Origin of the sequence: Streptomyces solincola, assembly GCF_002982015.1 — a bacterium.
Classification (GTDB): domain Bacteria; phylum Actinomycetota; class Actinomycetes; order Streptomycetales; family Streptomycetaceae; genus Streptomyces; species Streptomyces solincola.
The window spans coordinates 1-21,625 of record NZ_PVLV01000265.1 but is presented as its reverse complement, the minus strand read 5'-3'; the positions used below and the strand labels follow the sequence as shown (position 1 = coordinate 21,625).

General features: G+C 74.0%; 18 protein-coding genes and 1 tRNA gene. 5 read left to right on the top strand and 14 right to left on the bottom strand.

Annotated features, from left to right (window positions below; all coding sequences use genetic code 11):
* Positions 1-84: 84 nt before the first annotated feature.
* From C6N75_RS17645 to C6N75_RS17630, 4 genes are all read right to left on the bottom strand, one after another.
* On the bottom strand, positions 85-1,560 hold the full coding sequence (locus C6N75_RS17645) for a GH1 family beta-glucosidase (protein ID WP_105869864.1): 1,476 nt from the start codon (positions 1,558-1,560) through the stop codon (positions 85-87).
* 84 nt (positions 1,561-1,644) lie between these two features.
* Entirely contained in the window at positions 1,645-2,532 is an 888-nt protein-coding gene (locus C6N75_RS17640; protein ID WP_105869863.1) for a carbohydrate ABC transporter permease, read from the bottom strand.
* Positions 2,529-3,566 carry a carbohydrate ABC transporter permease gene (locus C6N75_RS17635; protein WP_105869862.1) on the bottom strand — a complete coding sequence of 346 codons (1,038 nt, stop codon included), beginning with the start codon at positions 3,564-3,566 and terminating at the stop codon, positions 2,529-2,531. Before C6N75_RS17635 ends, C6N75_RS17640 begins: the two co-directional genes overlap by 4 nt.
* 104 nt (positions 3,567-3,670) lie before the next feature.
* Entirely contained in the window at positions 3,671-5,053 is a 1,383-nt protein-coding gene (locus tag C6N75_RS17630; protein ID WP_105869861.1) for an ABC transporter substrate-binding protein, read from the bottom strand.
* 439 nt (positions 5,054-5,492) lie between these two features.
* Here C6N75_RS17630 and C6N75_RS17625 point away from each other — a divergent pair, with 439 nt between their 5' ends.
* Positions 5,493-6,521 carry a LacI family DNA-binding transcriptional regulator gene (locus C6N75_RS17625; RefSeq protein ID WP_105869860.1) on the top strand — a complete coding sequence of 343 codons (1,029 nt, stop codon included), beginning with the start codon at positions 5,493-5,495 and terminating at the stop codon, positions 6,519-6,521.
* A gap of 113 nt (positions 6,522-6,634) precedes the next feature.
* Here C6N75_RS17625 and leuE read toward each other — a convergent pair whose 3' ends face one another.
* Entirely contained in the window at positions 6,635-7,294 is a 660-nt protein-coding gene (gene leuE, locus C6N75_RS17620) for a leucine efflux protein LeuE (RefSeq protein ID WP_105869865.1), read from the bottom strand.
* A 159-nt stretch (positions 7,295-7,453) separates the two neighbouring features.
* Here leuE and C6N75_RS17615 point away from each other — a divergent pair, with 159 nt between their 5' ends.
* The 3 genes from C6N75_RS17615 to C6N75_RS17605 all read left to right on the top strand — a co-directional run bounded on the left by C6N75_RS17615 (position 7,454) and on the right by C6N75_RS17605 (position 11,659).
* Positions 7,454-8,251 (top strand): 3-hydroxybutyrate dehydrogenase, encoded by a 798-nt coding sequence (locus C6N75_RS17615; RefSeq protein ID WP_105869859.1) that lies wholly within the window; start codon positions 7,454-7,456, stop codon positions 8,249-8,251.
* Positions 8,252-8,328: 77 nt separating this feature from the next.
* Positions 8,329-9,723, top strand: a complete 1,395-nt coding sequence (locus C6N75_RS17610) for an MFS transporter (protein WP_105869858.1) — start codon at positions 8,329-8,331, stop codon at positions 9,721-9,723.
* A 25-nt stretch (positions 9,724-9,748) separates the two neighbouring features.
* The gene (locus C6N75_RS17605) at positions 9,749-11,659 is read left to right on the top strand and encodes a helix-turn-helix domain-containing protein (protein ID WP_105869857.1); all 1,911 of its coding nucleotides are present in this window, start codon (positions 9,749-9,751) and stop codon (positions 11,657-11,659) included.
* 93 nt (positions 11,660-11,752) lie between these two features.
* Here the strand turns inward: C6N75_RS17605 and C6N75_RS17600 are convergent.
* From C6N75_RS17600 to C6N75_RS17585, 4 genes are all read right to left on the bottom strand, one after another.
* A tRNA-His gene (locus C6N75_RS17600) sits at positions 11,753-11,825 on the bottom strand.
* Between the two features lie 104 nt (positions 11,826-11,929).
* A complete protein-coding gene (gene orn / locus C6N75_RS17595) occupies positions 11,930-12,535 on the bottom strand; it encodes an oligoribonuclease (RefSeq protein WP_105869856.1) in 606 nt (201 codons plus the stop codon).
* Positions 12,536-12,671: 136 nt separating this feature from the next.
* A complete protein-coding gene (locus C6N75_RS17590; RefSeq protein WP_105869855.1) occupies positions 12,672-13,859 on the bottom strand; it encodes a helix-turn-helix domain-containing protein in 1,188 nt (395 codons plus the stop codon).
* 377 nt (positions 13,860-14,236) lie between these two features.
* The gene (locus C6N75_RS17585) at positions 14,237-14,503 is read right to left on the bottom strand and encodes a hypothetical protein (protein ID WP_146132591.1); all 267 of its coding nucleotides are present in this window, start codon (positions 14,501-14,503) and stop codon (positions 14,237-14,239) included.
* Between the two features lie 453 nt (positions 14,504-14,956).
* On the opposite strand from C6N75_RS17585, the gene C6N75_RS17580 reads away from it, so the two are divergent.
* A complete protein-coding gene (locus C6N75_RS17580; RefSeq protein ID WP_105869853.1) occupies positions 14,957-15,478 on the top strand; it encodes a universal stress protein in 522 nt (173 codons plus the stop codon).
* A gap of 76 nt (positions 15,479-15,554) precedes the next feature.
* On the opposite strand, the gene glmS is transcribed toward C6N75_RS17580, so the two are convergent.
* The 5 genes from glmS to C6N75_RS17555 all read right to left on the bottom strand — a co-directional run bounded on the left by glmS (position 15,555) and on the right by C6N75_RS17555 (position 21,599).
* On the bottom strand, positions 15,555-17,372 hold the full coding sequence (glmS, locus tag C6N75_RS17575; RefSeq protein ID WP_105869852.1) for a glutamine--fructose-6-phosphate transaminase (isomerizing): 1,818 nt from the start codon (positions 17,370-17,372) through the stop codon (positions 15,555-15,557).
* 42 nt (positions 17,373-17,414) lie between these two features.
* Positions 17,415-17,690 (bottom strand): hypothetical protein, encoded by a 276-nt coding sequence (locus C6N75_RS17570; protein WP_105869851.1) that lies wholly within the window; start codon positions 17,688-17,690, stop codon positions 17,415-17,417.
* 303 nt (positions 17,691-17,993) lie between these two features.
* The gene (locus C6N75_RS17565; protein WP_181160512.1) at positions 17,994-19,214 is read right to left on the bottom strand and encodes an MFS transporter; all 1,221 of its coding nucleotides are present in this window, start codon (positions 19,212-19,214) and stop codon (positions 17,994-17,996) included.
* The gene (locus tag C6N75_RS17560) at positions 19,211-20,467 is read right to left on the bottom strand and encodes an ATP-grasp domain-containing protein (RefSeq protein ID WP_105869849.1); all 1,257 of its coding nucleotides are present in this window, start codon (positions 20,465-20,467) and stop codon (positions 19,211-19,213) included. The genes C6N75_RS17565 and C6N75_RS17560 overlap by 4 nt, the downstream gene beginning before the upstream one ends.
* 139 nt (positions 20,468-20,606) lie before the next feature.
* Positions 20,607-21,599, bottom strand: a complete 993-nt coding sequence (locus C6N75_RS17555) for an asparaginase (RefSeq protein WP_105869848.1) — start codon at positions 21,597-21,599, stop codon at positions 20,607-20,609.
* Positions 21,600-21,625: the final 26 nt, after the last annotated feature.

Genomic DNA, 21,625 nt, shown 5'->3' with positions numbered 1-21,625 from the left:
CCTCCCCCCACACCCGCGCCCCGGCTCGACTTCCCCCCACCCGAGCCGGGGCGCGGCGCCGCTCCGGGGCCCGTCAGGGCCCGCTCAGACCGGGTCCGCCGGCAGCTCGCCGGAGCGGGCCACCCGCGCGTACCAGCGGGCGGTGGCCTTGGGCGTACGCCGCTGGGTGGCGTAGTCCACGTACACCGCGCCGAACCGCTTGGCGTAGCCGTACGCCCACTCGAAGTTGTCCATCAGCGACCACAGGAAGTAGCCGCGTACGTCGGCCCCGTCGGCGATCGCCCGGTGCAGCGCCTCCAGGTGGGCGCGGACGTAGGCGGTGCGGGCGGGGTCGTCCACCGTGCCGTCCGGACCGACCGCGTCCTCGTACGCCGCGCCGTTCTCGGTGATCAGCATCGGCAGCCCCGGGTAGTCCCGGGTCATCCGGCCCAGCAGGTCGTACAGCCCGCTCGGGTCCACCGACCAGCCCATCGCGGTCCGCTCGCCCGGCGGCTGGTGGAAGGCGACCGCGTCCGCGCCCGGCCACGGCGAGTGCGCGCTGTTCCCGTGCCCGTCGTGCTGCGCGGAGCCGTCGCCGTCCCGGGCCGCCGAGACGACGTTCGGCATGTAGTAGTTGATCCCCACCCAGTCCAGCGGCTGGTGGATCGCCGCCGGGTCGCCCGGCCGGACGAACGACCAGTCCGTCAGGTGCGCGGTGTCGGCCAGCAGGTCCTCCGGGTACGCGCCGGAGAGCATCGGGCCCAGCCACACCCGGTTGCCCACCGCGTCGATCCGGCGCACCGCCTCCAAGTCCTCCGGCGCGGCGGTCAGCGGACGCAACTGGTGCAGGTTGAGCGAGACCGACACCTCCGCCCCCGCCGGCAGTCCGGCCCGCAGCGCCTGCACGGCGAGACCGTGCCCGAGGTTGAGGTGGTGCGCGGCCCGCAGCGCGGCGACCGGGTCGGTGCGCCCCGGCGCGTGCACCCCGGAGCCGTAGCCGAGGAACGCGCTGCACCAGGGCTCGTTCAGCGTGGTGAACCGCCCGACCCGGTCGCCCAGCGCGTCCGCGACGATCCCGGCGTACTCCGCGAACCGCTCCGCCGTCGCCCGCTCCGGCCAGCCGCCCGCGTCCTCCAGGTGCTGCGGCAGATCCCAGTGGTAGAGCGTCGCCACCGGCTGGATGGAGTGCGCCAGCAGCTCGTCCACCAGCCTCCGGTAGAAGTCCAGCCCCTTCTGGACCGCCGGGCCGCGCCCGGAGGGCTGCACCCGCGGCCAGGAGACCGAGAAGCGGTACGCGCTCAGGCCCAGGTCCGCCATCAGCCGCACGTCCTCACGGAAGCGGCGGTAGTGGTCCACCGCCACCTCGCCGGTGTGGCCCTCGAAGACCTTGCCGGGGGTACGGGAGAAGGTGTCCCAGATGGACGGCGTCCGCCCGTCCTCGGCCACCGCCCCCTCGATCTGGTACGCGGCGGTGGCCGCGCCCCACAGGAAACCGGGCGGGAACCGGTGCGCGCCGGCCGTGGCCTCCGGCCCGGCGGCGGGCCGGTCTCCGGTCAGCGGGAGGGCGTCGGATGCGGTCATGCGGAGTGCTCCCTGAGGTGAGAGGGGATGAGGAGTGCGGGGCGGAGGCGGTGTCGGCGGGAGGCGGGGCCAGAGGGAGGGGTGTCAGCTCTTGACCGCGCCCGAGGTGATGCCGCCGACGATGTGCTTGCCGAGCAGCGCGAAGACCAGCAGCAGCGGCACGGTGGAGACCAGCGCGCCGGTCAGCACGATCGCCTGGTCCACGGTGTGGTTGCCGGAGCCGAGCCCGGCCAGCGCCACCTGGAGGGTGGGGTTGCCGTCCGGGGTGAGCGCGATGAACGGCCAGAAGAAGTCGTTCCACGCCTGCACGAAGACCAGCATCCCCAGCACCGCCATCGCCGGCCGGGCCACCGGGAAGACGACATGCCAGATGATCCGCAGGCTGTTCGCGCCGTCCATCCGGGCCGCCTCCACCAGCTCCACCGGCAGCGCCTCGATGAGGAACTGCCGCATGAAGAACACCCCGAAGGCGGCCACCAGCGAGGTCAGCACCACCGACTGGAGCTGGTCCACCCAGCCCAGGTCGGTGATCACCTGGTACAGCGGGATGACGCTGAGCTGCGGCGGGACCGTCATCGTCGCCACGACCAGGGCCAGCAGGGCGTTGCGGCCCCGGAAGGCGAGCTTGGCGAAGGCGAATCCGGCCAGCGTGGCGAACAGCACCGTGGACAGCGCCACCAGACCGGCCACCACCGTGGTGTTGACCAGCGCCCGGCCCATGTCCACCTGGTTCCAGGCGAAGGCGAGGTTGTCCAGCAGCCTGGGCCCGGGCAGCAGCGGCGCCGGCGCCTCCACCACCCGCTCGCCGGAGTGCGAGGCGGCCACCAGGTTCCAGTAGAGGGGGAAGAGGGAGACCAGCGCGGCCAGCCCCAGCAGCACATAGGTCAGCCACCCGGCATGGTGCTGGCGGCCCGCGCCGCCCCGCCGCGGCCGTGCGGCCGGTACGGCTCTCAGGTCGGTGGCGGCGCTCATCCGGCGGCCCTCCCGGTCGGGTCACGCTCGTCGCGGGTACGGGCGCGGCGGGCGGCGAGCAGCCGCACCGCGCCGATCAGCAGCAGGAGCAGCAGCATCACCCAGGCGATCGCCGACGCCTGCCCCAGCGCCCCGGTGACCCAGCCCTTCTCGTACATCAGCAGGCTCAGCGTCTGGTACTGGTTGCCGCTGCCGCCGCTCACCCCGAGGCTCCCGCCGTACAGCATCGGCTCGCCGAACAACTGGGTCGCGCCGATGGTGGAGACCACGACCGTGAACAGGATCGTCGGCCGGATGGACGGGATGGTGACGCTGGTGAACTGCCGCCAGCGCGAGGCCCCGTCCAGCGCCGCCGCCTCGTACAGGTCCTTCGGCACCGCCTGCATGGCGGCCAGGTAGATCAGCGCGTTGTAGCCGGTCCACCGCCAGATCACGATCACCGAGATGGCGATCTGGGCGGGCCACCTGGACGACTCCCAGTCGACCGGCTCGAAGCCCACCCAGCCGAGCAGGGTGTTGACCAGCCCGTAGTCGCTGTTGAAGAGCTGGGCGAAGACCAGCGTGGCGGCGGCGATGGAGGTGGCGTACGGGGCGAGCACCGCGACCCGCAGGAAACCGCGCCCGCGCAGCCGGTAGTTGAGCAGATGCGCCAGGCCCAGCGCCATCAGCAGTTGCGGGACGGTGGACAGCACGCCCAGGGTGAAGGTGTTGCCCAGCGCGTTCCAGAAGAAGTCGCTGTCCGCCAAGGCGGTGTAGTTGTCCAGCCCGCGCCACTCGGACTTGCCGCCCAGCTCCACCCGGTGCAGCGACAACCAGCCGGTGTAGAGCAGCGGGAACAGCCCGAAGGCCGCGAAGCAGACGAAGAAGGGGGCGACGAAGGCGTACGGGGTGGCCTTCATGTCCCAGCGGTAGAGCCGGCTGCGCCGGCTGCCGGACCGGTCGGCGGCGGTGGGCGGGCGCGTCGGCCCAGGCGCCGCCGCGGGCGGCGCGGGCGACGGGCCGCCGTCGGCCGCCGCGCGGATGGAGGTGGCCACGAGGGCGTCCTTCCGGGTCGTTCGTACGGAGACGGGGGTACGGAGACGGTGGTACGGAAAGGGCTGCGGGAGGGTGTTCCCGCCCCCCGCCCCGCGGCCGTCGCCTACTGGTCGATCTTGTCCGCGACCAGCTTCCGCACGTTCTCCCAGGCCGCGTCCGGGTCGGTGCCGCGCTGCTCGATGTCGAGGATGCCGTTGTCGGTGATGAAGGTCTTGACCTGGCCGTCGTAGCGGCTCACCGGCGCGGGGGAGATGCCCGCCGCGGCCTTGGAGTAGATCGCGCCCACCGGGGTGTCGCCGAAGTAGGGCAGCTTCGCACCGGTCACCGCCGCCGAGGCGAGGGTGTCCTTGGTGGAGGGGATGTTGCCGTTCACGCCGAAGACCTTGGCGTGCTGCTCGGGCGCGGTCAGCCAGGCCGCCAGCTCGGCCGCCTCCTCGGCGTGCTTGCCCGCCTTGGGCACGGCGAGGAAGGAACCGCCCCAGTTACCCGCCACCGGCGGGGCCGCGATGTCCCACTTGCCCTGGTTGCCGGGCCCGGCCTGGTCCTTGATGATGCCGGTCATCCAGCTCGGGCAGGCGACGGTGGCGAACTTGCCGTTCTTGTAGCCGGCGTTCCAGGTGCCCTTCTCGTCGAACTGGCGCAGCTTGGCGGTGATGCCGCCCTCGGCCGCCTCGACGGCCAGGTTCCAGGCGGTCCTCACACCGGGGCTGTCCTCCCAGTCCAGCTCGCCCCGCTCGTCGGCGTACTGCACCGGCTGGCTGGAGAGCACCGCGTTGAACAGCCCGCTCGCGGAGTCGTGGAAGGCGGTCCCGGCCGGGGCCTTCTTCTGGTACGTCGTGCCGGCGGCGACGAACTTCGCCCAGTCGCCCGCCCAGAGCGCGCCCACCTGCTCGCGGTCGGTCGGCAGGCCGGCCTTCTCGAACAGGTCCTTGCGGTAGCAGATCGCCATCGGGCCGATGTCGGTGCCCAGGCCGATCACCGAGCCGTTCGGGGCGGTGGCCTGCTTGACCTTCCAGTCCAGGTACGCGGAGGTGTCCGCGCCGCCGGTCCTGCCCAGGTCCACCCACTTGCCCGCCATCGCCGGGCCGGTCGCCTCGGCGATGTAGCCGACCTCCACGGCCTGGATGTCGGCCAGGCCGCTGCCGCGGGAGAGCCGCAGCTTGAGGGTGTCCCAGTACTTCTGGCCGTCGGCCACGTTCGACTCGACGATCTTGATGTTCGGGTGAAGCTTCTGGTACTCGGCGTAGAGCTTGGCGCCGTTCTCGTCGTCGTAGCCGAACGACCCGAAGGTGCCGACCCGCAGGGTGATCTTGCCGTCGGCGTGCGACCCGTCCGACCCGCCGTCACCGCCGCAGCCGGTCAGCGCCAGCGCGCCGACCGCGAGCGCCGCGACGGCGGCGGCCCGGGTGCGGCGGCCGGGTCGGGCCGCGCGGCCGGGGCCGGTTCTGTGGGAGGTCCGGCGGGACGTCCTGCTGCTCGTGCGCATTCCACTCTCCTCGTCCAGGGGCGGTGCGGTGCGGTGCCGCGTGCGGTGCCCGCGTGCCGGGGGCGTCGGCCGGCGGGTGGTGCCGGCGTGCGTGCGGCGCCGCCGGTCGCCAGGTGTGGGAGCGCTCCCACAGCACCATGCCCGGAAGCGTGCGGTCTGCCGGGTGAGGGTGTCAAGAGGGGTGCGCGAAACGGTGCGAGCCGACCGCCGCGCGGCGGGGCCCCGGGATCGCGGTGGCGTGGCGGGCCCGGACGCCTTAGTGTGGGAGCGCTCCCAAAACGACCTCCACGGAGGCGTGCGCGAGACGGGCCGCCGCAGCACGTACGCTCGCGGGGCTGACGCCGACGCGGGGCGCCCGCCCAGCGGGAGCCGCGTACCGCCTGGGCCGCGAAGGCCGGGCGCGAGGCGAGGCGGGCACGACCTTCGAGGGGGACCTCCCATGGCGGTGAGCGGACGGCAGACCGGCAGACCCACGCTGGAGGAGGTCGCGGCCCGGGCCGGAGTGGGCCGCGGCACGGTGTCCCGGGTGATCAACGGCTCGCCCCGGGTCAGCGACCGCGCCAAGGAGGCGGTCGGCCAGGCCATCGCCGAGCTGGGATACGTGCCCAACCGGGCGGCCCGCGCGCTGGCCGGGGCCCGCACGGACGCCATCGCCCTGGTGATCCCGGAGACCGAGGCCCGGCTGTTCGCCGAGCCCTACTTCCTCGACATCATCCGCGGGGTGAGCGCCGAACTGGGCGACGCCGACATGCAGTTGCTGCTCACCCTGATCCGCTCCAGCAAGGAGCGCCAGCGCTTCGAGCAGTACCTCGCGGCCCAGCGGGTGGACGGGGTGCTGCTGGTCTCCGTGCACCGCGACGACCCGCTGCCCGACCTGGTGGAGGAGATCGGGCTGCCCGCCGTCCTCAACGGCCGCCGCTCGGCCGGGGAGCCGGTGCCCTACGTCGACTCCGACAACACCGGGGCCGGCCGCTCGGCCGTCGCCCACCTCGCGGCACGGGGCCGCCGCCGGATCGCCACCATCACCGGCCCGCTCGACATGTACGTGGCCCGCTGCCGGCTGGACGGCTACCGCGACGGGCTGGCGGCCGCCGCCCTGACCGCCGACGAGCACCTGGTCGCCGAGGCGGACTTCACCGAGGAGGGCGGCCGGCGCGCGATGCGGGAGCTGCTGGCCCGCTGCCCGGACCTGGACGGGGTGTTCGCCGCCTCCGACGTGATGGCGGCCGGCGCGCGGGGGGTGCTGCGCGAGTCGGGCCGGCGGGTCCCGGACGACGTGGCGCTGGTCGGCGTGGACGACTCGGCGGTGGCCCGGCTGATGGACCCGGCGCTGACCAGCGTCCGCCAGCCCATCGAGGAGATGGGCCGGCGGATGGCCCGGGTGCTGCTCCAGCAGATCGCCGGCGGCGGCGGGGAGCCCCGCCAGGTGGTGCTGGAGACGGAACTGGTCGTCCGCGAGTCGAGCTGAGCCCACTCGGCCGGGTCGAGCGGAGGAGACTCGGGCGCGTCGAGCCGAGGCACTCGCGCCCGGCCTAGGCGGTCCGGCCGGTCGGCTTCCGCGACGCGGCCGGTCCGGCTGGTTCAGGCTCCGGCGAGGGAGAGCTTGGCGGCGAAGCCCAGGAAGAGGACGCCGGCGCCCGTCGTCGCCCCGGCCGCCAGCTTCTTGCGGCGGCGGAAGGCGGCGGCCAGATGGGTGCCGGTGAAGATCAGCAGCGTCAGGTAGAGCACGCTGGCCGCCTGCGCGAGCGCGCCCAGCAGCGTGAAGGACAGCGCGGGATAGGCGTACGCGGGATCGACGAACTGCACGAAGAAGGCGATGAAGAACAGGATCGCCTTCGGGTTCAGCAGACTGATGACCAGCGCCCGGCGGAACGGCCGCTCCAGCGTGCCGGTGGCCTCGCCGGCGGCCACCAGCTCCTCGGCCGCCTGCTCGCGGCGGGTGCGCCACATCGACCAGGCGGCCCGCAGCATCCCGATGGCCAGCCAGCTCAGATAGCCCGCGCCGGCGTACTTCACGATCCCGAAGAGCACCGCGTTCGCCTGGAGCAGCGAGGCGACCCCGGCGGCGGAGAGCACCATCAGCACGGTGTCGCCGCACCACACCCCGGCCGCCGCCCGGTACCCGGTGCGCACACCCCGGCGGGCGGCGACCGACAGCACGTACAGCGAGTTCGGTCCGGGCAGGAGGACGATGAGGACGAGTCCGGCGAGATAGGTCGGAAGGTCGATGACACCCAGCATGCGGCGCATTCTCGCACGCGTGTTCCGGGGCGCTCCAGGCCGTTTCGCCCCGTGGTACGCATCCTGGGAGGCATGGCTCCGGACACCACCGGCCCGCCCCGCACTGTGGTGTCCGCACCCATGGATGGAACCGCCGGCGGGTCCCTAACGTTTCCGGCCATGACGAGCGAACACCCCTTCCCCGCCCCGCCGGCGGCGCCCAGCGGGGCCGGCCCGGAGCTGTCCGGGCGGGCCGCCCTGGTCACCGGCGGGGGCAGCGGCATCGGGCGGGCCTGCGCGCAGGCACTGGCGGCCGCGGGCGCGACCGTGCACGTGGTGGACCGGGACGCGGACGCGGCCAAGGCGGTCGCCGCCGCCCTCGGCGGTGAGGCGCATGTCGCCGACCTGGCCGACCCGGCGGCCGTCGAGGCGCTGCCGGCCGCGGTGGACATCCTGGTCAACTGCGCCGGGCTCCAGCACGTCGCGCCGATCACCGACTTCCCGCCGGAGCGGTTCGCGCTGATCCAGCAGGTGATGGTCACCGCGCCGTTCCTGCTGATGCGCCGCACCCTGCCGCACATGTACGCCCGGCGGTGGGGCCGGATCGTCAACATCTCCAGCGTCCACGGACTGCGGGCCAGCGCCTACAAGGCGGCCTACGTCGCCGCCAAGCACGCCCTGGAGGGCCTGAGCAAGGTCGCCGCCCTGGAGGGCGCCCCGCACGGGGTGACCAGCAACTGCGTCAGCCCGGGCTATGTGCGCACCCCGCTGGTGGAGAACCAGATCCGCGACCAGGCCGCCGCGCACGGCATCAGCCCCGACGACGTGGTCAACGACGTCCTGCTGACCCGCTCGCCGATCAAGCGCCTGCTGGAGCCCGAGGAGGTCGCGGCGGCCGCCCTGTGGCTGTGCGCCGACCGCACCGGCCACCTCACCGGCGCCAGCATCCCCCTGGACGGCGGCTGGAGCGCCAACTAGCGCCACCGGCACCACCCTTCGCGACGCCCCGCACCCCGTACGCCCGCATCCGCCCGTATCCGAGAGCCGGTGACCCCATGCCCGACCGCACCCCCGCCGCCCCGCCGGCCGAGCGCCCCTCCGGAGGCATCGCCCGGATCGTCGGCGCGAGCCTGATCGGCACCACCGTCGAGTGGTACGACTTCTTCCTCTACGGCTCGGCCGCCGCGCTGGTCTTCAACACCCTCTTCTTCCCCACCGGCGACCCGCTGACCGGCACCCTCATCGCCTTCGTCACCTACGCCATCGGCTTCGCCGCCCGGCCGATCGGCGGCATCGTCTTCGGGCACTTCGGCGACCGGATCGGGCGCAAGAAGCTGCTGGTGCTCAGCCTGCTGCTGATGGGCGGGGCGACCTTCGCCATGGGCCTGCTGCCCACCTACGACACCATCGGCGTCGCCGCCCCGGTCCTGCTCACCGTGCTGCGCCTGATCCAGGGCTTCGCGCTCGGCGGCGAGTGGGGCGGCGCGGTGCTGATCGTCTCCGAGCACGGCGGCGACAAGCACCGCGGCTTCTGGGCGTCCTGGCCGCAGGCCGGCGCACCCGGCGGCAACCTGCTGGCCACCGGCGTGCTCGCGCTGCTGGCCGCCGTGCAGTCCGAGGCCGCCTTCCTGTCCTGGGGCTGGCGGGTGCCGTTCCTGCTCTCCGGCGTCCTGGTCGTCATCGGGCTGTGGATCCGCGTCTCGGTCTCCGAGTCCCCGGTCTTCCTGGAGGCGCAGGCCCGCGCCCAGGCGGAGGCGGCCCGCGGGGTCAAGGACAGGCCGCCGGTCGTCGAGGTGTTCCGCACCGGATGGCGGGAGGTGCTGGGCGCCATCGGCACGCGCTTCGGCGAGAACATCTCGTACTACGTGCTGACGTCCTTCCTGCTGGTCTACGTCACCACCCACCTCGGGCTGCCCAAGTCCACCGCGCTGAACGCCGTGCTGATCGGCTCCGCGGTGCACTTCGTGACCATCCCGCTGTGGGGCGCGCTCTCCGACCGGCTCGGCCGCCGCCCGGTCACCCTGATCGGCTCCGTCGGCATGGCCGCCTGGGCGTTCGCCTTCTTCGCCCTGCTCGACACCGGGTCGTTCGCCGTGATCACCCTCGCGGTCACCGTCGGACTGCTGCTGCACGGCGCGATGTACGGGCCGCAGGCCGCGTTCGTCTCCGAGATGTTCGACACCCGGGTGCGCTACTCGGGGGCGTCCATGGGCTCCCAGCTCGCCTCCATCGTGGCCGGCGCGCTCGCCCCGATCATCGCCGTGGAGCTGCTGCGCGACCACGGCTCCGGGACGCCGGTCGCCCTCTACCTGAGCGCCGCCGCGATCGTCACCACGCTCACCGTGGCCGTGCTCAAGGAGACCCGCGGCCGCGACCTGACCCGCTCGGCCGCCGTCGCTCCCGGCCCGCGCCGCGACTCCGCCCCGGTCGCCGGCGCACCCCGGGCCTGACCGGGACCCGGGCCCGGCTGCCACCATGGCCGGCGTGAGAGAACCCGCCCACCCGGCCACCGCCCGGCGCCTGCTCGACCTGCTCGCCGCCGACGCGCCCGCCCCGCAGCTCGACGGCCCGCTGGAACGGGCCCGCGCCGAGGGGGCGGGCCCGGCGGAACTGGCGGAGCTGGCCGAGGCGACCGAGGCCGCCCGCGGCATCCACCGCAAGCTGGCCCAGCACCGCCGCCGGGAGGCCGAACTGGCCGCGCTGTTCGACACCGCCGGCGACCTGGCCGCACTGCGCGACCTGGACGCCGTGCTGCGGGCCATCGTCCACCGGGCCCGCACCCTGCTGGCCGCCGACATCGCCTACCTCACCCTCCACGACCCGGCCGCCGGCGACACCTACATGCGGGTCACCGACGGCTCGGTCTCCGCACGCTTCCAGCAACTGCGCCTGGGCATGGGGGAGGGGCTCGGCGGCCTGGTCGCCCAGACCGCCCGCCCCTACGCCAGCACCGACTACCGCGCCGACCGCCGCTTCCGGCACACCGACCCCATCGACGCGGGCGTCGGCGAGGAGGGCCTGCGCGGCATCCTCGGTGTGCCGCTGCGGGTCGGCGCGCGGGTCATCGGCGTGCTGTTCGCCGCCGACCGCACCCCGCGCGACTTCACCCCCGACGCCATCGCCCTGCTCGCCTCGCTCGCCGACCACGCCGCCGTCGCCATCGACGGCGCCCGGCTCCTGGAGGAGACCCGCGGCGCGCTGGTCGAGCTGAACGCCGCCAACGACCGGGCCCGCGCCCACAGCGAGGCGCTGCGCCGGGCCGCCGACGCCCACGACCGGCTCACCGACCTGGTGCTGCGCGGCGGCGGCATGGACGACGTGGCCCGCGAGATCGCCGCCCTGCTCGACGGCGGCCTGGTCGTCCACGACACCGACGGCACCGAGCTGGCCCGGGTCGGCGCGGCCCCGGCCGCCCCCGCCCGGCACGTCGTCGAGGAGTCCCGGGCGGGCGGCCGGGCCGTCCCGGCCGACGGAAGCTGGGTGTGCGCGGTCCTCGCCGGACCCGAACTCCTCGGCAGTCTCCACCTGGTCCGCCCCGCGCCGCTCGGCAACGCCGACCGCCGGCTGTTCGAACGGGCCGCACTGGTCACCGCGTTGCTGCTGCTCCTGCGCCGCTCGGTGGCCGAGGCCGAGGACCGGGTACGCGGCGAACTCTTGGACGACCTGCTGACCGCCCGCGCCCCCGGCGACTCCCGCGACACCGGCAGCCTGCTGCTGCGCGCCAGGCGACTGGACGTCAACCTCGCCCGCCCGCACGCCGTGCTGGTCCTCGACTGCGCCGACGCCGGCGCCCGCTCCCGACTGCTCACCGAGGCAGCCCGCCGGGCCCGCGCGCTGGGCGGACTGGCCGGCGCCCGCCCCGGCCACGCCGTCCTGCTCGCCCCCGCCGCCGACCCGGGTGCCCTCGCCGCGCGGCTCGCCGCCGACCTGGGCCACACCCTGGGCGACCCCGTCACCGTCGGCGCGGCCGGCCCCACCGCCGGCCCCGGGGAGCTGCCCGACGCCTACCGGCGGGCCGTGCGCTGCGCCGACGCCCTCAAGGCGCTGGACCGCACCGGCGACGGGGCCGACCTGGCCGGCCTCGGCTTCCTCGGACTGCTGCTCGGCGACCCGGCCGACACCCGCGGCTACGTCCGCCGGGTGCTCGGCCCCGTCCTCGCCTACGACGAACGCCGCGGCACCGACCTGCTGGGCACCCTGGACGCCTACTACCGCCACGGCGCCAGCCTCACCCGCGCCCGGGACGCCCTGCACGTGCACGTCAACACCGTCGTCCAGCGCCTGGACCGCGTCGCCCAGCTCCTGGGCCCCGACTGGAACACCCCCGCCCGCGCCCTGGAGACCCAGCTCGCGCTGAGGCTGCACCGACTGGGGCCGGCCGGCTGAGGGGGCGGGAAGCGGGTGGCCCACGGTTGGCCCGCGACACGCAAAAGATCAGCCCCTGACTGCGCTCCCACAGGTCAGGGGCTGATCATCAAGGGTGAGTAACGGGACTCGAACCCGCGACTTCCTGGACCACAACCAGGTGCTCTACCAACTGAGCTATACCCACCACGACCGGTCTTTCCGACCGGCCGAGAAAAAGTGTACAGGGTCCGAGCGGGTGCTCGCGCCAGGGTTTCCCCGGCCCGGCGGAACCGGGCCGGGGCGGGGCGGTCAGGCCCCGTCGCGCAGGGTGTAGCGGGCGGCGATCTGCTTGGCGGTGTCGGAGTCGGGGCCCGGCTGGGGGACGAAGACCGCCTCGCGGTAGTAGCGCAGCTCGGCGATGGACTCCCGGATGTCGGCGAGCGCCCGGTGGTTGCCGGCCTTCTCCGGACTGTTGAAGTACGCCCTCGGGTACCAGCGGCGGGCCAGCTCCTTGACCGAGGAGACATCGACGATCCGGTAGTGCAGGTGCGCCTCCAGGGCCGGCATGTCGCGCAGCAGGAAGCCGCGGTCGGTGGAGACCGAGTTCCCGCACAGCGGAGCCTTGCCGGCTTCCTTGACGTGCTCGCGGACATAGGCGAGGACCTGCGCCTCGGCGTCGGCCAGGGTGGTGCCGGCGGCCAGCTCGTCGAGCAGGCCGGAGGAGGTGTGCATCCGGCGCACGACGTCCGGCATGGTCTCCAGCGCCGCGTCCGGCGGGCGGATCACGATGTCCACGCCCTCGCCGAGCACGTTCAGTTCCGAGTCGGTGACCAGCGCGGCCACCTCGATGAGTGCGTCGTCCGTCAGCGAGAGCCCGGTCATCTCGCAGTCGATCCACACCATGCGGTCGTTCATGCGTCCTACCTTAGAGGGAGCGGCCGCGGCGGCACCGGACCCGACCGGGCAGCCGGTACGGCGAGGGGCGGCCGCCGGGGCCGGCGCACGGAGCGCGCGGACACCCGGCGGCCGCCCCTCGGCGGTCGTACGGCGGTCAGCTGCCGCCGCGCTGGCCCGGCAGGGCGGGCCGGCTCTGGGCGAACGGGTCGCCCTCGCCCGGACCGTGACCGGAGCCCACCCCGGCGGGGGCCGGGCGGCGCAGCCCGGGACCGCCCTGCGGCGGCAGCACCGCCTCCATCAGCGCGCCCGGCCCGGCCGACGGCTCGCCCTGCGGACGGCGGGCCCGGTAGGCGGCCCGGTACGCGGCCGGCGAGGAGCCGAGCTGGCGGCGGAAGTGCCCGCGCAGCGCGACCGGCGAGCGGAAGCCGCACCGCCCCGCCACCTCGTCCACCGAGTAGTCCGACGTCTCCAGCAGTCGCTGCGCCTGGAGCACCCGCTGGGTGATCAGCCACTGCAACGGCGCGCTGCCGGTCAGCGAGCGGAACCGGCGGTCGAAGGTCCGGCGGCTCATGTACGCGCGGGCCGCCAGCGTCTCCACGTCGAACTGCTCGTGCAGGTGCTCCAGCGCCCAGGCGACCACCTCGGCCAGCGGGTCGGAGCCGATCTCCTCGGGCAGGGAGCGGTCCAGGTAGCGTTCCTGGCCGCCGCTGCGGCGCGGCGGCACCACCAGCCGGCGGGCCAGCGCCCCGGCCGCCTCGGCGCCGTGGTCGGTGCGCACGATGTGCAGGCACAGGTCGATTCCGGCCGCCGTCCCGGCGGAGGTCAGCACGTCGCCGTCGTCGACGAACAGCTCCCGCGGGTCCACGTGGACCGACGGGTAGCGCTTGGCGAGCGTCGGCGCGTACATCCAGTGCGTGGTGGCCGGGCGTCCGTCCAGTAAACCGGCCGCGGCCAGGACGAACGCCCCGGTGCACAGCCCCACGATCCGGGCCCCTTCCTCGTGCGCCCGGCGCAGCGCCTCCAGCGCCTCGGCGGGCGGCGGGGAGGTGATCGAGCGCCAGGCCGGCACGACGACCGTCCCGGCCCGCCCGATGGCCTCCAGGCCGTACGGCGCGGTCAGTTCCAGACCGCCCGTGGTCCGCAGCGGCCCGTCCTCGCCGGCGCACACCAGCAGGCGGTAGCGCGGCACCCCGGCGTCCTGGCGGTCGATGCCGAACACCGAGAGCGGGATGGAACTCTCGAAGATGGGCCCGCCGCTGAACAGCAGCACGGCGACGACCTCGCGACGGCGCCGTCCGGACAGTTTGCGCCCCGTCTCCGGCACGGCGGAGTCCTGGCTCATGACGCTAAGCCCCCCTCGGTGTTCGCGTCTCCTCGGTCCTGTCGCTCCTGCACGATTCCCCTCGGTGTCGCGCGGATCCCCAGTGTGCGATGGTCATGATCGAATCTACTGGGTCCCGCAGTGCCGGAGGGACAAGTTCCGCATCCGGCGCTATATCGACATGGCAACTTGGCGCGAAGCATTCGATCACGAAGGGTTCCACCCGACGGCCGCGCAGGGAAGTGCGTCGTGCGCGCATGGCCGGGCCGCGTAGGGTGCGCACGACCGCTGTGACCCTGTCCTCCCTGGTGGCACGGGGCCTGACGGGTCGTTCGGGCCCTCGGACATCCCGATCCGGAAGTTGGCCGAAAACATACGGGTGCAGGCGTGCGAAACTGTCAGTCGTCCGGTAGCCGGCGGGCCAGCAGCCTGCGGCAGGCGCCGGTCACCGCCGTCAGCGCCACCGCGGCCGCCGCCGCGCCGCCCGGGGAGGAGCCGGAGACCGCCGGCACCACCGGCACCAGGGCGCAGCCGAGCGCCGCCCAGCGCACCACCTCGCCCGCGGCCCGCGCCGGACCCGGCTGCGTACCGGAGCGGACGGAACCGGATTCCCGGGGGCGGGAAGAGGGACGGGCGGACGGGCGGGTGGAGGGGACGGCGGGCACGGGCGGCTCCCGGGACGCGGCGGGCGGACCCATGGCCAACGACCGCACGCCGGGGCGGTCACCCCCGGACACCGCCGCCCGTGGACGGGTCCCGGGGAGAAAGGGCGGCGAACGGGCTGCTGAGGGAAGGCCCGAGGAACGCTGTATGACACATCCGGCATTGCCATACGGGTCGGGCTCGGGCATGCTCCCTGGAACGCCGTGTGACCGCCGCGGCAGGGCGGCGGACGCGGGGCGGCCACTGGGCAGTGGCGGAGCGCCGCCGTACTCTGGGGGCATGGGACGGGAAGGTGATTCCCGGACTGTTTCCCCGGTCTCCCGGCCTCGGACTTCCGGACTCCGGACTTCCGGGCCTCGGGCTTCCGGGCTCCGGACGGGGGCTCCGCGCCGCCGCCCGGTGACACGTTCCCGTTCGTGTTCCTTCCTACAAGGACCTGATTCGTCGAGACACCGATGGCCGGTCACGAAATCCCCGAACCCGCGGACCGCAGGCAGGTCGCCGACTCCACGGCGGACCCCCTGGCGGTCGACGCCTCGCGCCACTCCTGCGACCCCGCCTTCCGGTACGGGGTGGTCGTCGGCTTCGACGGCTCGATGTCCAGTGAGCGCGCCCTCGCCTACGCCATCGGCATGGCCCGGCGCAGCGGCTCCGGACTGATCATCGTCCATGTGGCCAACCGGCTGCCCACCACCGTGTGGGCAGGCTGCGAGCCGCCGGTCTTCGTGGACGTCCCCGACCACCGCACCGAGGTCCTCGGGCTTGAGCTGGCCTGCGCGGACTACCTCACCGAGGTGCCCTGGATCCTGGTCGAGCGGGGCGGCGACATCTGCCACGAGCTGGAGGAGGTCGGCCGGGAGTACGCGGCCGACGCCATCGTGGTCGGCTCCACGCACGGCCTGGTGGGCCGGATCTTCGGCTCGGTCGCCGGCCGGCTGGCCCGCCGTGCCCAGCGCCCGGTGATCGTCATCCCCTGACCGGACCCGTACGAGACGAGGGCGGCCCCCCGGTGTGCACCGGGGGGCCGCCCTCGTCCGCGTGCTGGCGCCGTCGTCACTCCACGGTGACGGACTTGGCGAGGTTGCGCGGCTTGTCGATGTCGCGGCCCATGGCGAGCGCGGTGTGGTACGCGAAGAGCTGGAGCGGGATGCCCATCAGGATCGGGTCCAGCTCGTCCTCGTTCTTCGGCACCACCAGGGTGTGGTCGGCCTTCTCCTGGACCTGGTGGGCGACCGCGAGGATGCGGCCGCTGCGGGCCTTGATCTCCTCCAGGGCGGCGCGGTTCTTCTCCAGCAGGTCGTCGTCGGGGACGATGGCGACCGTCGGCAGGGCCGGCTCGATGAGGGCGAGCGGGCCGTGCTTCAGCTCGGAGGCCGGGTACGCCTCGGCGTGGATGTAGGAGATCTCCTTGAGCTTCAGGGAGGCCTCCAGGGCGACCGGGTAGCCGCGCACGCGCCCGATGAACATCATCGACTGGGCGCCCGCGTACTCCTCGGCCAGGCGCTTGATCTCGTCCTCGCCCTTGAGGATCTCCTCGATCTGGGCGGGCAGCCTGCGCAGGCCCTCGATGATCCGCTTGCCGTCGGTGACGGACAGGTCGCGGATGCGGCCCAGGTGCAGGGCGAGCAGCGCGAAGGCGGTCACCGTGTTGGTGAAGCACTTGGTGGAGACGACGCAGACCTCCGGGCCGGCGTGCACGTACACGCCGCCGTCGGCCTCGCGGGCGATGGCCGAGCCCACGACGTTGACCACGCCGAGGACGCGGGCGCCCTTGCGCTTCAGCTCCTGTACGGCGGCCAGCACGTCGTAGGTCTCGCCGGACTGGGAGACGGCGATGTAGAGGGTGTCGGGGTCGACCACCGGGTTGCGGTAGCGGAACTCCGAGGCCGGCTCGGCGTCGGCGGGGATGCGGGCCATGGACTCGATCAGCCCGGCGCCGATAAGGCCGGCGTGGTACGAGGTGCCGCAGCCGAGGATCTTGATGCGGCGGATGGTGCGGGCCTCGCGCGGGTCGAGGTTCAGGCCGCCCAGGTGCACGGTGGAGAAGCGGTCGTCGATCCGGCCGCGCAGCACGCGGTCGACCGCGTCGGGCTGCTCGGAGATCTCCTTGTGCATGAAGGTGTCGTGGCCGCCCATGTCGTAGGAGGCGGCCTCCCACTCCACGGTCTCCGGGGTGGCGGTGGTGGTCGCCCCGGAGGTGGTGTAGGTGCGGAAGTCGTCGGCCTTGAGGGTGGCCATCTCGCCGTCGTCCAGGGTGACGACCTGGCGGGTGTGCGCGATCAGCGCGGCGACGTCGGAGGCGACGAGCATCTCCTTCTCGCCGATGCCGAGGATGACCGGGGAGCCGTTGCGGGCCACCACGATGCGGTCGTTGAAGTCGGCGTGCATCACGGCGATGCCGTAGGTGCCCTCGATGACCTTCAGGGCCTCGCGGACCTTCTCCTCCAGCGTCCCGGCCTCGGAGCGCGCGACGAGGTGGGTGATGACTTCGGTGTCGGTCTCGGAGGCGAAGACGACGCCGTCGGCCTCCAGCTTGGCGCGCAGCTCGGCGGCGTTGTCCACGATGCCGTTGTGGACGACGGCGACCTTGTTCTCCGGGTCCAGGTGCGGGTGGGAGTTCACGTCGCTGGGGGCGCCGTGGGTGGCCCAGCGGGTGTGCGCGATGCCGGTGGTGCCGGTGAAGCGCTTGGGGACGCGGGCCTCCAGGTCCCGGACCCGGCCCTTGGCCTTGACCATCTTCAGACCCGAGGACTTCGGGCTGGTGACGACCATGCCGGCCGAGTCGTAGCCGCGGTACTCCAGGCGTGCCAGGCCCTCGAGCAGCAGCGGGGCGACGTCACGCTTACCGATGTAACCGACGATTCCGCACATATTGGGTGTAAACCCCTCCCAGTTCGCAGTGAGCTGTACCCGTCAGCCGTAGACGATGCGGCGCAACTGGCGGAGCGAGAGCTCCGCCGGCGCCACGGCGCGGTGCGGCAGTTCCGCCGCGATGCGCTCGAAGATCGCGGCGTTCACCGCGCCGGCCGCCTGTAGTTCGCGGTGGCGGCGGCGGACGAACTCCTCGGTCGTCTCGTCGAAGTACGCCAGCACGTCGAGCACCACCCGGGCGGCCTCACCGCGCCGCAGCGCGGTGCTGCGCACCAGGTGGTCGATGAGGTCGTCATGCGACGGGCGGCGGTCGAGCACCCGTAGATACTGAGGGTCGCGGACTGATTTGCGCAACATTCCTGCCCGGATCCGGGCAGCGGGAGCCGGTTCGGGGCCCTGATTGGTCTGGACCCGGAGGGGCAAGGGCCCCGAACCGCGCATATCAGGCGTAGGGTGCGATCGGATGGCTTGGCGCGCCGGCAGCCCCGTACGCAGTCGGCGACCGTGCGCCAGAAGACGTCCTCGCCGCCCGGCCGTTGCGACCGCATCGGCCGGGCGACATGCCGCGAGCCCCGCCCTGGACAGCAGGGCGGGGCTCGGCGGGACGGGGTGGCGACGAGGTCAGGAGGCCACCGGCTGGGGCGCGGGCGCCGGCCGCCGCATGACCGCCGAGGTGAGGTACACGACGGCGGCGAAGCCGGCGCTCACCGCGACCAGCAGCAGCCAGAACCGGCTCCCCGGGGCGCCGTCGCCGGCGGCCAGCACCCCGGCCAGGGCGTTGGCGCAGGCGCCGCCGCCGGCGATCGCCGTGCCGACGAGCCCGAAGGCCATGCCGCGCCGGGGCGCGGGGACCGTATGGGCGATCTCGCTGTCGATCCGGGGATCGATCAGCACCTCCGCCGTGGAGAACAGCAGCACGCAGACCACCAGGCTCGCCACCGAGCCCAGCGAGGCCGCCGCGAAGCTGACCGCCATCAGCAGCAGCGCGCCGGAGACGACCAGGGCCGAGCTGGCGACCCGCCCCGCGTACTGGTTCAGCGGCACCTGGAGCAGCACCACGGCGATGGCGTTGACCGTGAACAGCACGCCGACCAGGGACGGGCTCTGCACGCTGCCGGTGAACACCGGCAGCGCGTACTCGAGCTGGATGTAGCAGAACCCGAAGGCGAAGGCGCACCCCAGGATCCAGGTGAGCTTGCGGCGGTCCAGGAGCGGGACGCCCCCGCCCCCCGCCTCCGGCCCGGGCTCCACGGCCGGCGCGAGGTCCGTGAGCTTGCGCAGCCTCAGCAGGACGGCCGCCAGGACCAGGTAGATGGCGCTGGTGACGACGAAACCGATCCGCGGTTCGCCGAGGAACAGCAGCAGGCTGCCGGCCAGCGGGCCGAGCGCGCTGCCCGCGTTGTTCGCCGTGCTGCGCAGCGCGAACGCCGTCCTGAGCTCCTCCCCCGTGCCCAGCAGCCGCACCAGGGCCGACTTGCCGGCCGGCACGTAGATCGCCCCGCCGAGCCCCAGCAGCGCGCAGGCCGCCACGACCGGCACCGGCCCGGAGGCGGCCAGCAGCAGCAGGTACGACAGCGCCCTGACCACCAGGCCGCCGCACATGGCGCTGACCGGGCCCACCCGGTCGGCGATCCAGCCGCCCAGCATGGACAGCCCCTGCTGGGACCAGAACTTCACCGTGATGGCCAGCGCGACCACGGCCGGGCCCAGCTGCTGCTCCCGGGTGAGGAAGATGGCGAGGTAGGGGATCACGATGTTGCTGCCGAACGCGACCGCGAAGTTGCCGGTCAGCAGCGGCAGGCAGCCGGGGGTGCGCCGGACCAGGCGCAGCGCCTCCCTCACGATGCCGAAGCCTCCCCGGACGCGGCCCGGATGACCGTGGCCTGCTCGAACCAGGCCAGGGCCTCGGCCAGGACCGCCTCCACCTTGTCGCGGGACGCGCCGGTGGCGAGCACGGAACCGATCTTGTCCACGCTCAGGGTGGCGAGCCCGAGTTCGGCGCCCGGCTCGGCGTACCGGCGGTACTCGGTGACGCCGGGCACCGGGCACGCGTCGGGTATCGCCACCAGGGCGCCCGCCCGCGGCGGGAACAGCGACAGGCCAGCGATGGTGTGCGGCGCGGCGGGGACGGCGGGCGGCTCGTTGCCGGCCAGGTGCCGGACGTACACCTCCAGCAGGAACACCCCGAAGCCCAGCCTCAGCACGTCCTCGATCATCCCGCCGCCCAGGCGGCTGGCGACCTCGTTGAACACCAGCCGCCCGTCCGGGGTGAGGAACAGCTCCGCGTGGAACATGGCGGTGTCCGGGGTCGGCAGCGCGGCCAGCGCCCGGCGGGTCAGCTCCCGCGCCGGCTCGAACAGCGGGTCGTCGGCGTCCAGCAGGCAACTGTGCAGCGCCCGACCGCGCTTGATGTCCAGGCAGGTGCTGTCCCCCTGGGTGGAGGGCCAGATGAGCCGGGTCTCCCCGTCGACGACGATGCCGTCCACGTGCAGCAGCTCGTGCTCGACATAGCCCTCGACGAGCAGGTGCGCGCCGTCGTCCGTGCCGAGGTCCCGGTGCGCGTCGAGCAGGGCCGCGACGTCCTGCTCGCCGTGCAGGACGCGCACGTCCATGGAGCCGCCGCCGCTGCGCGGCTTCACCACGACCGGGTAGCCGTTCTCCTCGACGAAGCCGAGCAGGTCGGAGAGGTGGGACACGGCGGCGTAGGGGGCGAGCGGGACGCCGGCCGCGGCGAGGACGTCCTTCATCACCAGCTTGTCGCGGAAGGCGGTGGCGCTGGCGACGTCCTGCCCCGGCGCCCCGAACAGCCGGCGCAGCCGCGCCGCCCGCAGCAGGTCGAACTCCGAGAGAGCGATCACCCCGTCGAAGGGCCGCTCGCGGTGCAGCGCGAGGGCCCGGCTCTCCACGTGCGGGTTGAAGTGGAAGTCGTCCAGCAGCTCCACGTGCGCGTACCCGGCGAGCTGCGCCGAGCGCTCCCGCGGGTCGGCGGCGACGGCCGCCGCGTCGGTGAGCAGCACCGCCTCGTGGCCGGGGCCGAGCCACTCCGCGAAACGGACCACGGACAACGGGGTGCGGTTGAGGACCAGGTACCTCATCGGACCTCCACCGAGGCGGGGGCGCGGAACTGCCGGCGGGCGGAGCCGCCCGGGAAGGGGATGGTCACAGGTTCGTCTCTCCATCGGGAAGGCTGGGTTCGGTCCGCGCGCGGCCGGGGCCCGCGCGCACGGCGCTCCGTCACAGGAGCGTGCGCAGGTGGCCGACCGGGCGGCCGCCGCCCCACAGCTCCGGAGCGGTCAGGTCGTCCACGGCCTGCTTGGCCGACGCGGGCACCGACAGACCGCCGAGGGTGGTGAAGGCGCGCAGCGCGACCGGCATCGAGGCCCGCTGCGCGCCGTCGTCGATCTTCACGGCGACGGCCCCGGCCCCCGGCGCGGCCAGCAGGTGCAGGCCCTCCGCGCCGAACTTCGCCAGCAGCCCGCCGACGGCCTCCATCGCCCGCGCGTCCGCCTGGCCGGCGCCCTCCACCAGGTGCGGGTGGGCGCGCATCGCGTCGGCGACCGCCCGCTCCTCGGTGCCCTCGGCCGCCTCCACGAGGCGCGCGGAGGCCCGGGCCAGACCGGTCAGGCTCACCGCGAACACCGGCACGCCGCAGCCGTCGACTCCGGTCGCGGCGATCGGCTCGCCGGTGAGCTGCTCGATCACGGAGGCGGCCGCCCGCTGCAACGGATGGTCGGGCTCCCGGTAGGCGCCGGGGTCCCAGCCGGCCGCGACACAGGTCGCGACCATCGCCGCGTGCTTGCCCGAGCAGGTCATGTACGTGCGCCGCGGGCCGACGCCGGCCGCGACGAGGGCGTCCCGGGCAGCCGGGTCGCTCGGCAGGTCCGCCGGGCACTGGAGCGCGTCACCGTCCAGGCCGGCGGCCGACAGGATCGCCTCGACCCGCGCCACATGCGCCGGCTCGCCCCGGTGGCTGGCCGCGGCGACGGCCAGCTCGGCGGCGTCGGCGGGCTGCCAGCCGGCCCGCAGCATCGCCACGGCCAGCAGCGGCTTGACCGCCGAGCGCAGGAACACCGGGGAGGTCGCGTCGCCGACCGACGCGACCAGCGCGCCGCGGGGGTCGACCACCGCGACGGAGCCGCGGTGGAAGCTCTCCGCGAAGCCCGAGCGGACGATCTCGGCGACGTCGGCGCCGCCGCGGTAGCGGGTGGGGGAGGACGGGGAAGTCAACTCGGTTGCTCCTTGGGGGGGAAGGG

Bases quoted from the DNA above. Each gene is read 5' to 3' on its own strand.
- C6N75_RS17645 (WP_105869864.1), bottom strand. From the start codon at position 1,560: ATGACCGCATCCGACGCCCTCCCGCTGACCGGAGACCGGCCCGCCGCC.
- C6N75_RS17640 (WP_105869863.1), bottom strand. From the start codon at position 2,532: ATGAGCGCCGCCACCGACCTGAGAGCCGTACCGGCCGCACGGCCGCGG.
- C6N75_RS17630 (WP_105869861.1), bottom strand. From the start codon at position 5,053: ATGCGCACGAGCAGCAGGACGTCCCGCCGGACCTCCCACAGAACCGGC.
- C6N75_RS17625 (WP_105869860.1), top strand. From the start codon at position 5,493: ATGGCGGTGAGCGGACGGCAGACCGGCAGACCCACGCTGGAGGAGGTC.
- leuE (WP_105869865.1), bottom strand. From the start codon at position 7,294: ATGCTGGGTGTCATCGACCTTCCGACCTATCTCGCCGGACTCGTCCTC.
- C6N75_RS17615 (WP_105869859.1), top strand. From the start codon at position 7,454: ATGACGAGCGAACACCCCTTCCCCGCCCCGCCGGCGGCGCCCAGCGGG.
- C6N75_RS17610 (WP_105869858.1), top strand. From the start codon at position 8,329: ATGCCCGACCGCACCCCCGCCGCCCCGCCGGCCGAGCGCCCCTCCGGA.
- C6N75_RS17605 (WP_105869857.1), top strand. From the start codon at position 9,749: ATGGCCGGCGTGAGAGAACCCGCCCACCCGGCCACCGCCCGGCGCCTG.
- orn (WP_105869856.1), bottom strand. From the start codon at position 12,535: ATGAACGACCGCATGGTGTGGATCGACTGCGAGATGACCGGGCTCTCG.
- C6N75_RS17590 (WP_105869855.1), bottom strand. From the start codon at position 13,859: ATGAGCCAGGACTCCGCCGTGCCGGAGACGGGGCGCAAACTGTCCGGA.
- C6N75_RS17580 (WP_105869853.1), top strand. From the start codon at position 14,957: ATGGCCGGTCACGAAATCCCCGAACCCGCGGACCGCAGGCAGGTCGCC.
- glmS (WP_105869852.1), bottom strand. From the start codon at position 17,372: ATGTGCGGAATCGTCGGTTACATCGGTAAGCGTGACGTCGCCCCGCTG.
- C6N75_RS17560 (WP_105869849.1), bottom strand. From the start codon at position 20,467: ATGAGGTACCTGGTCCTCAACCGCACCCCGTTGTCCGTGGTCCGTTTC.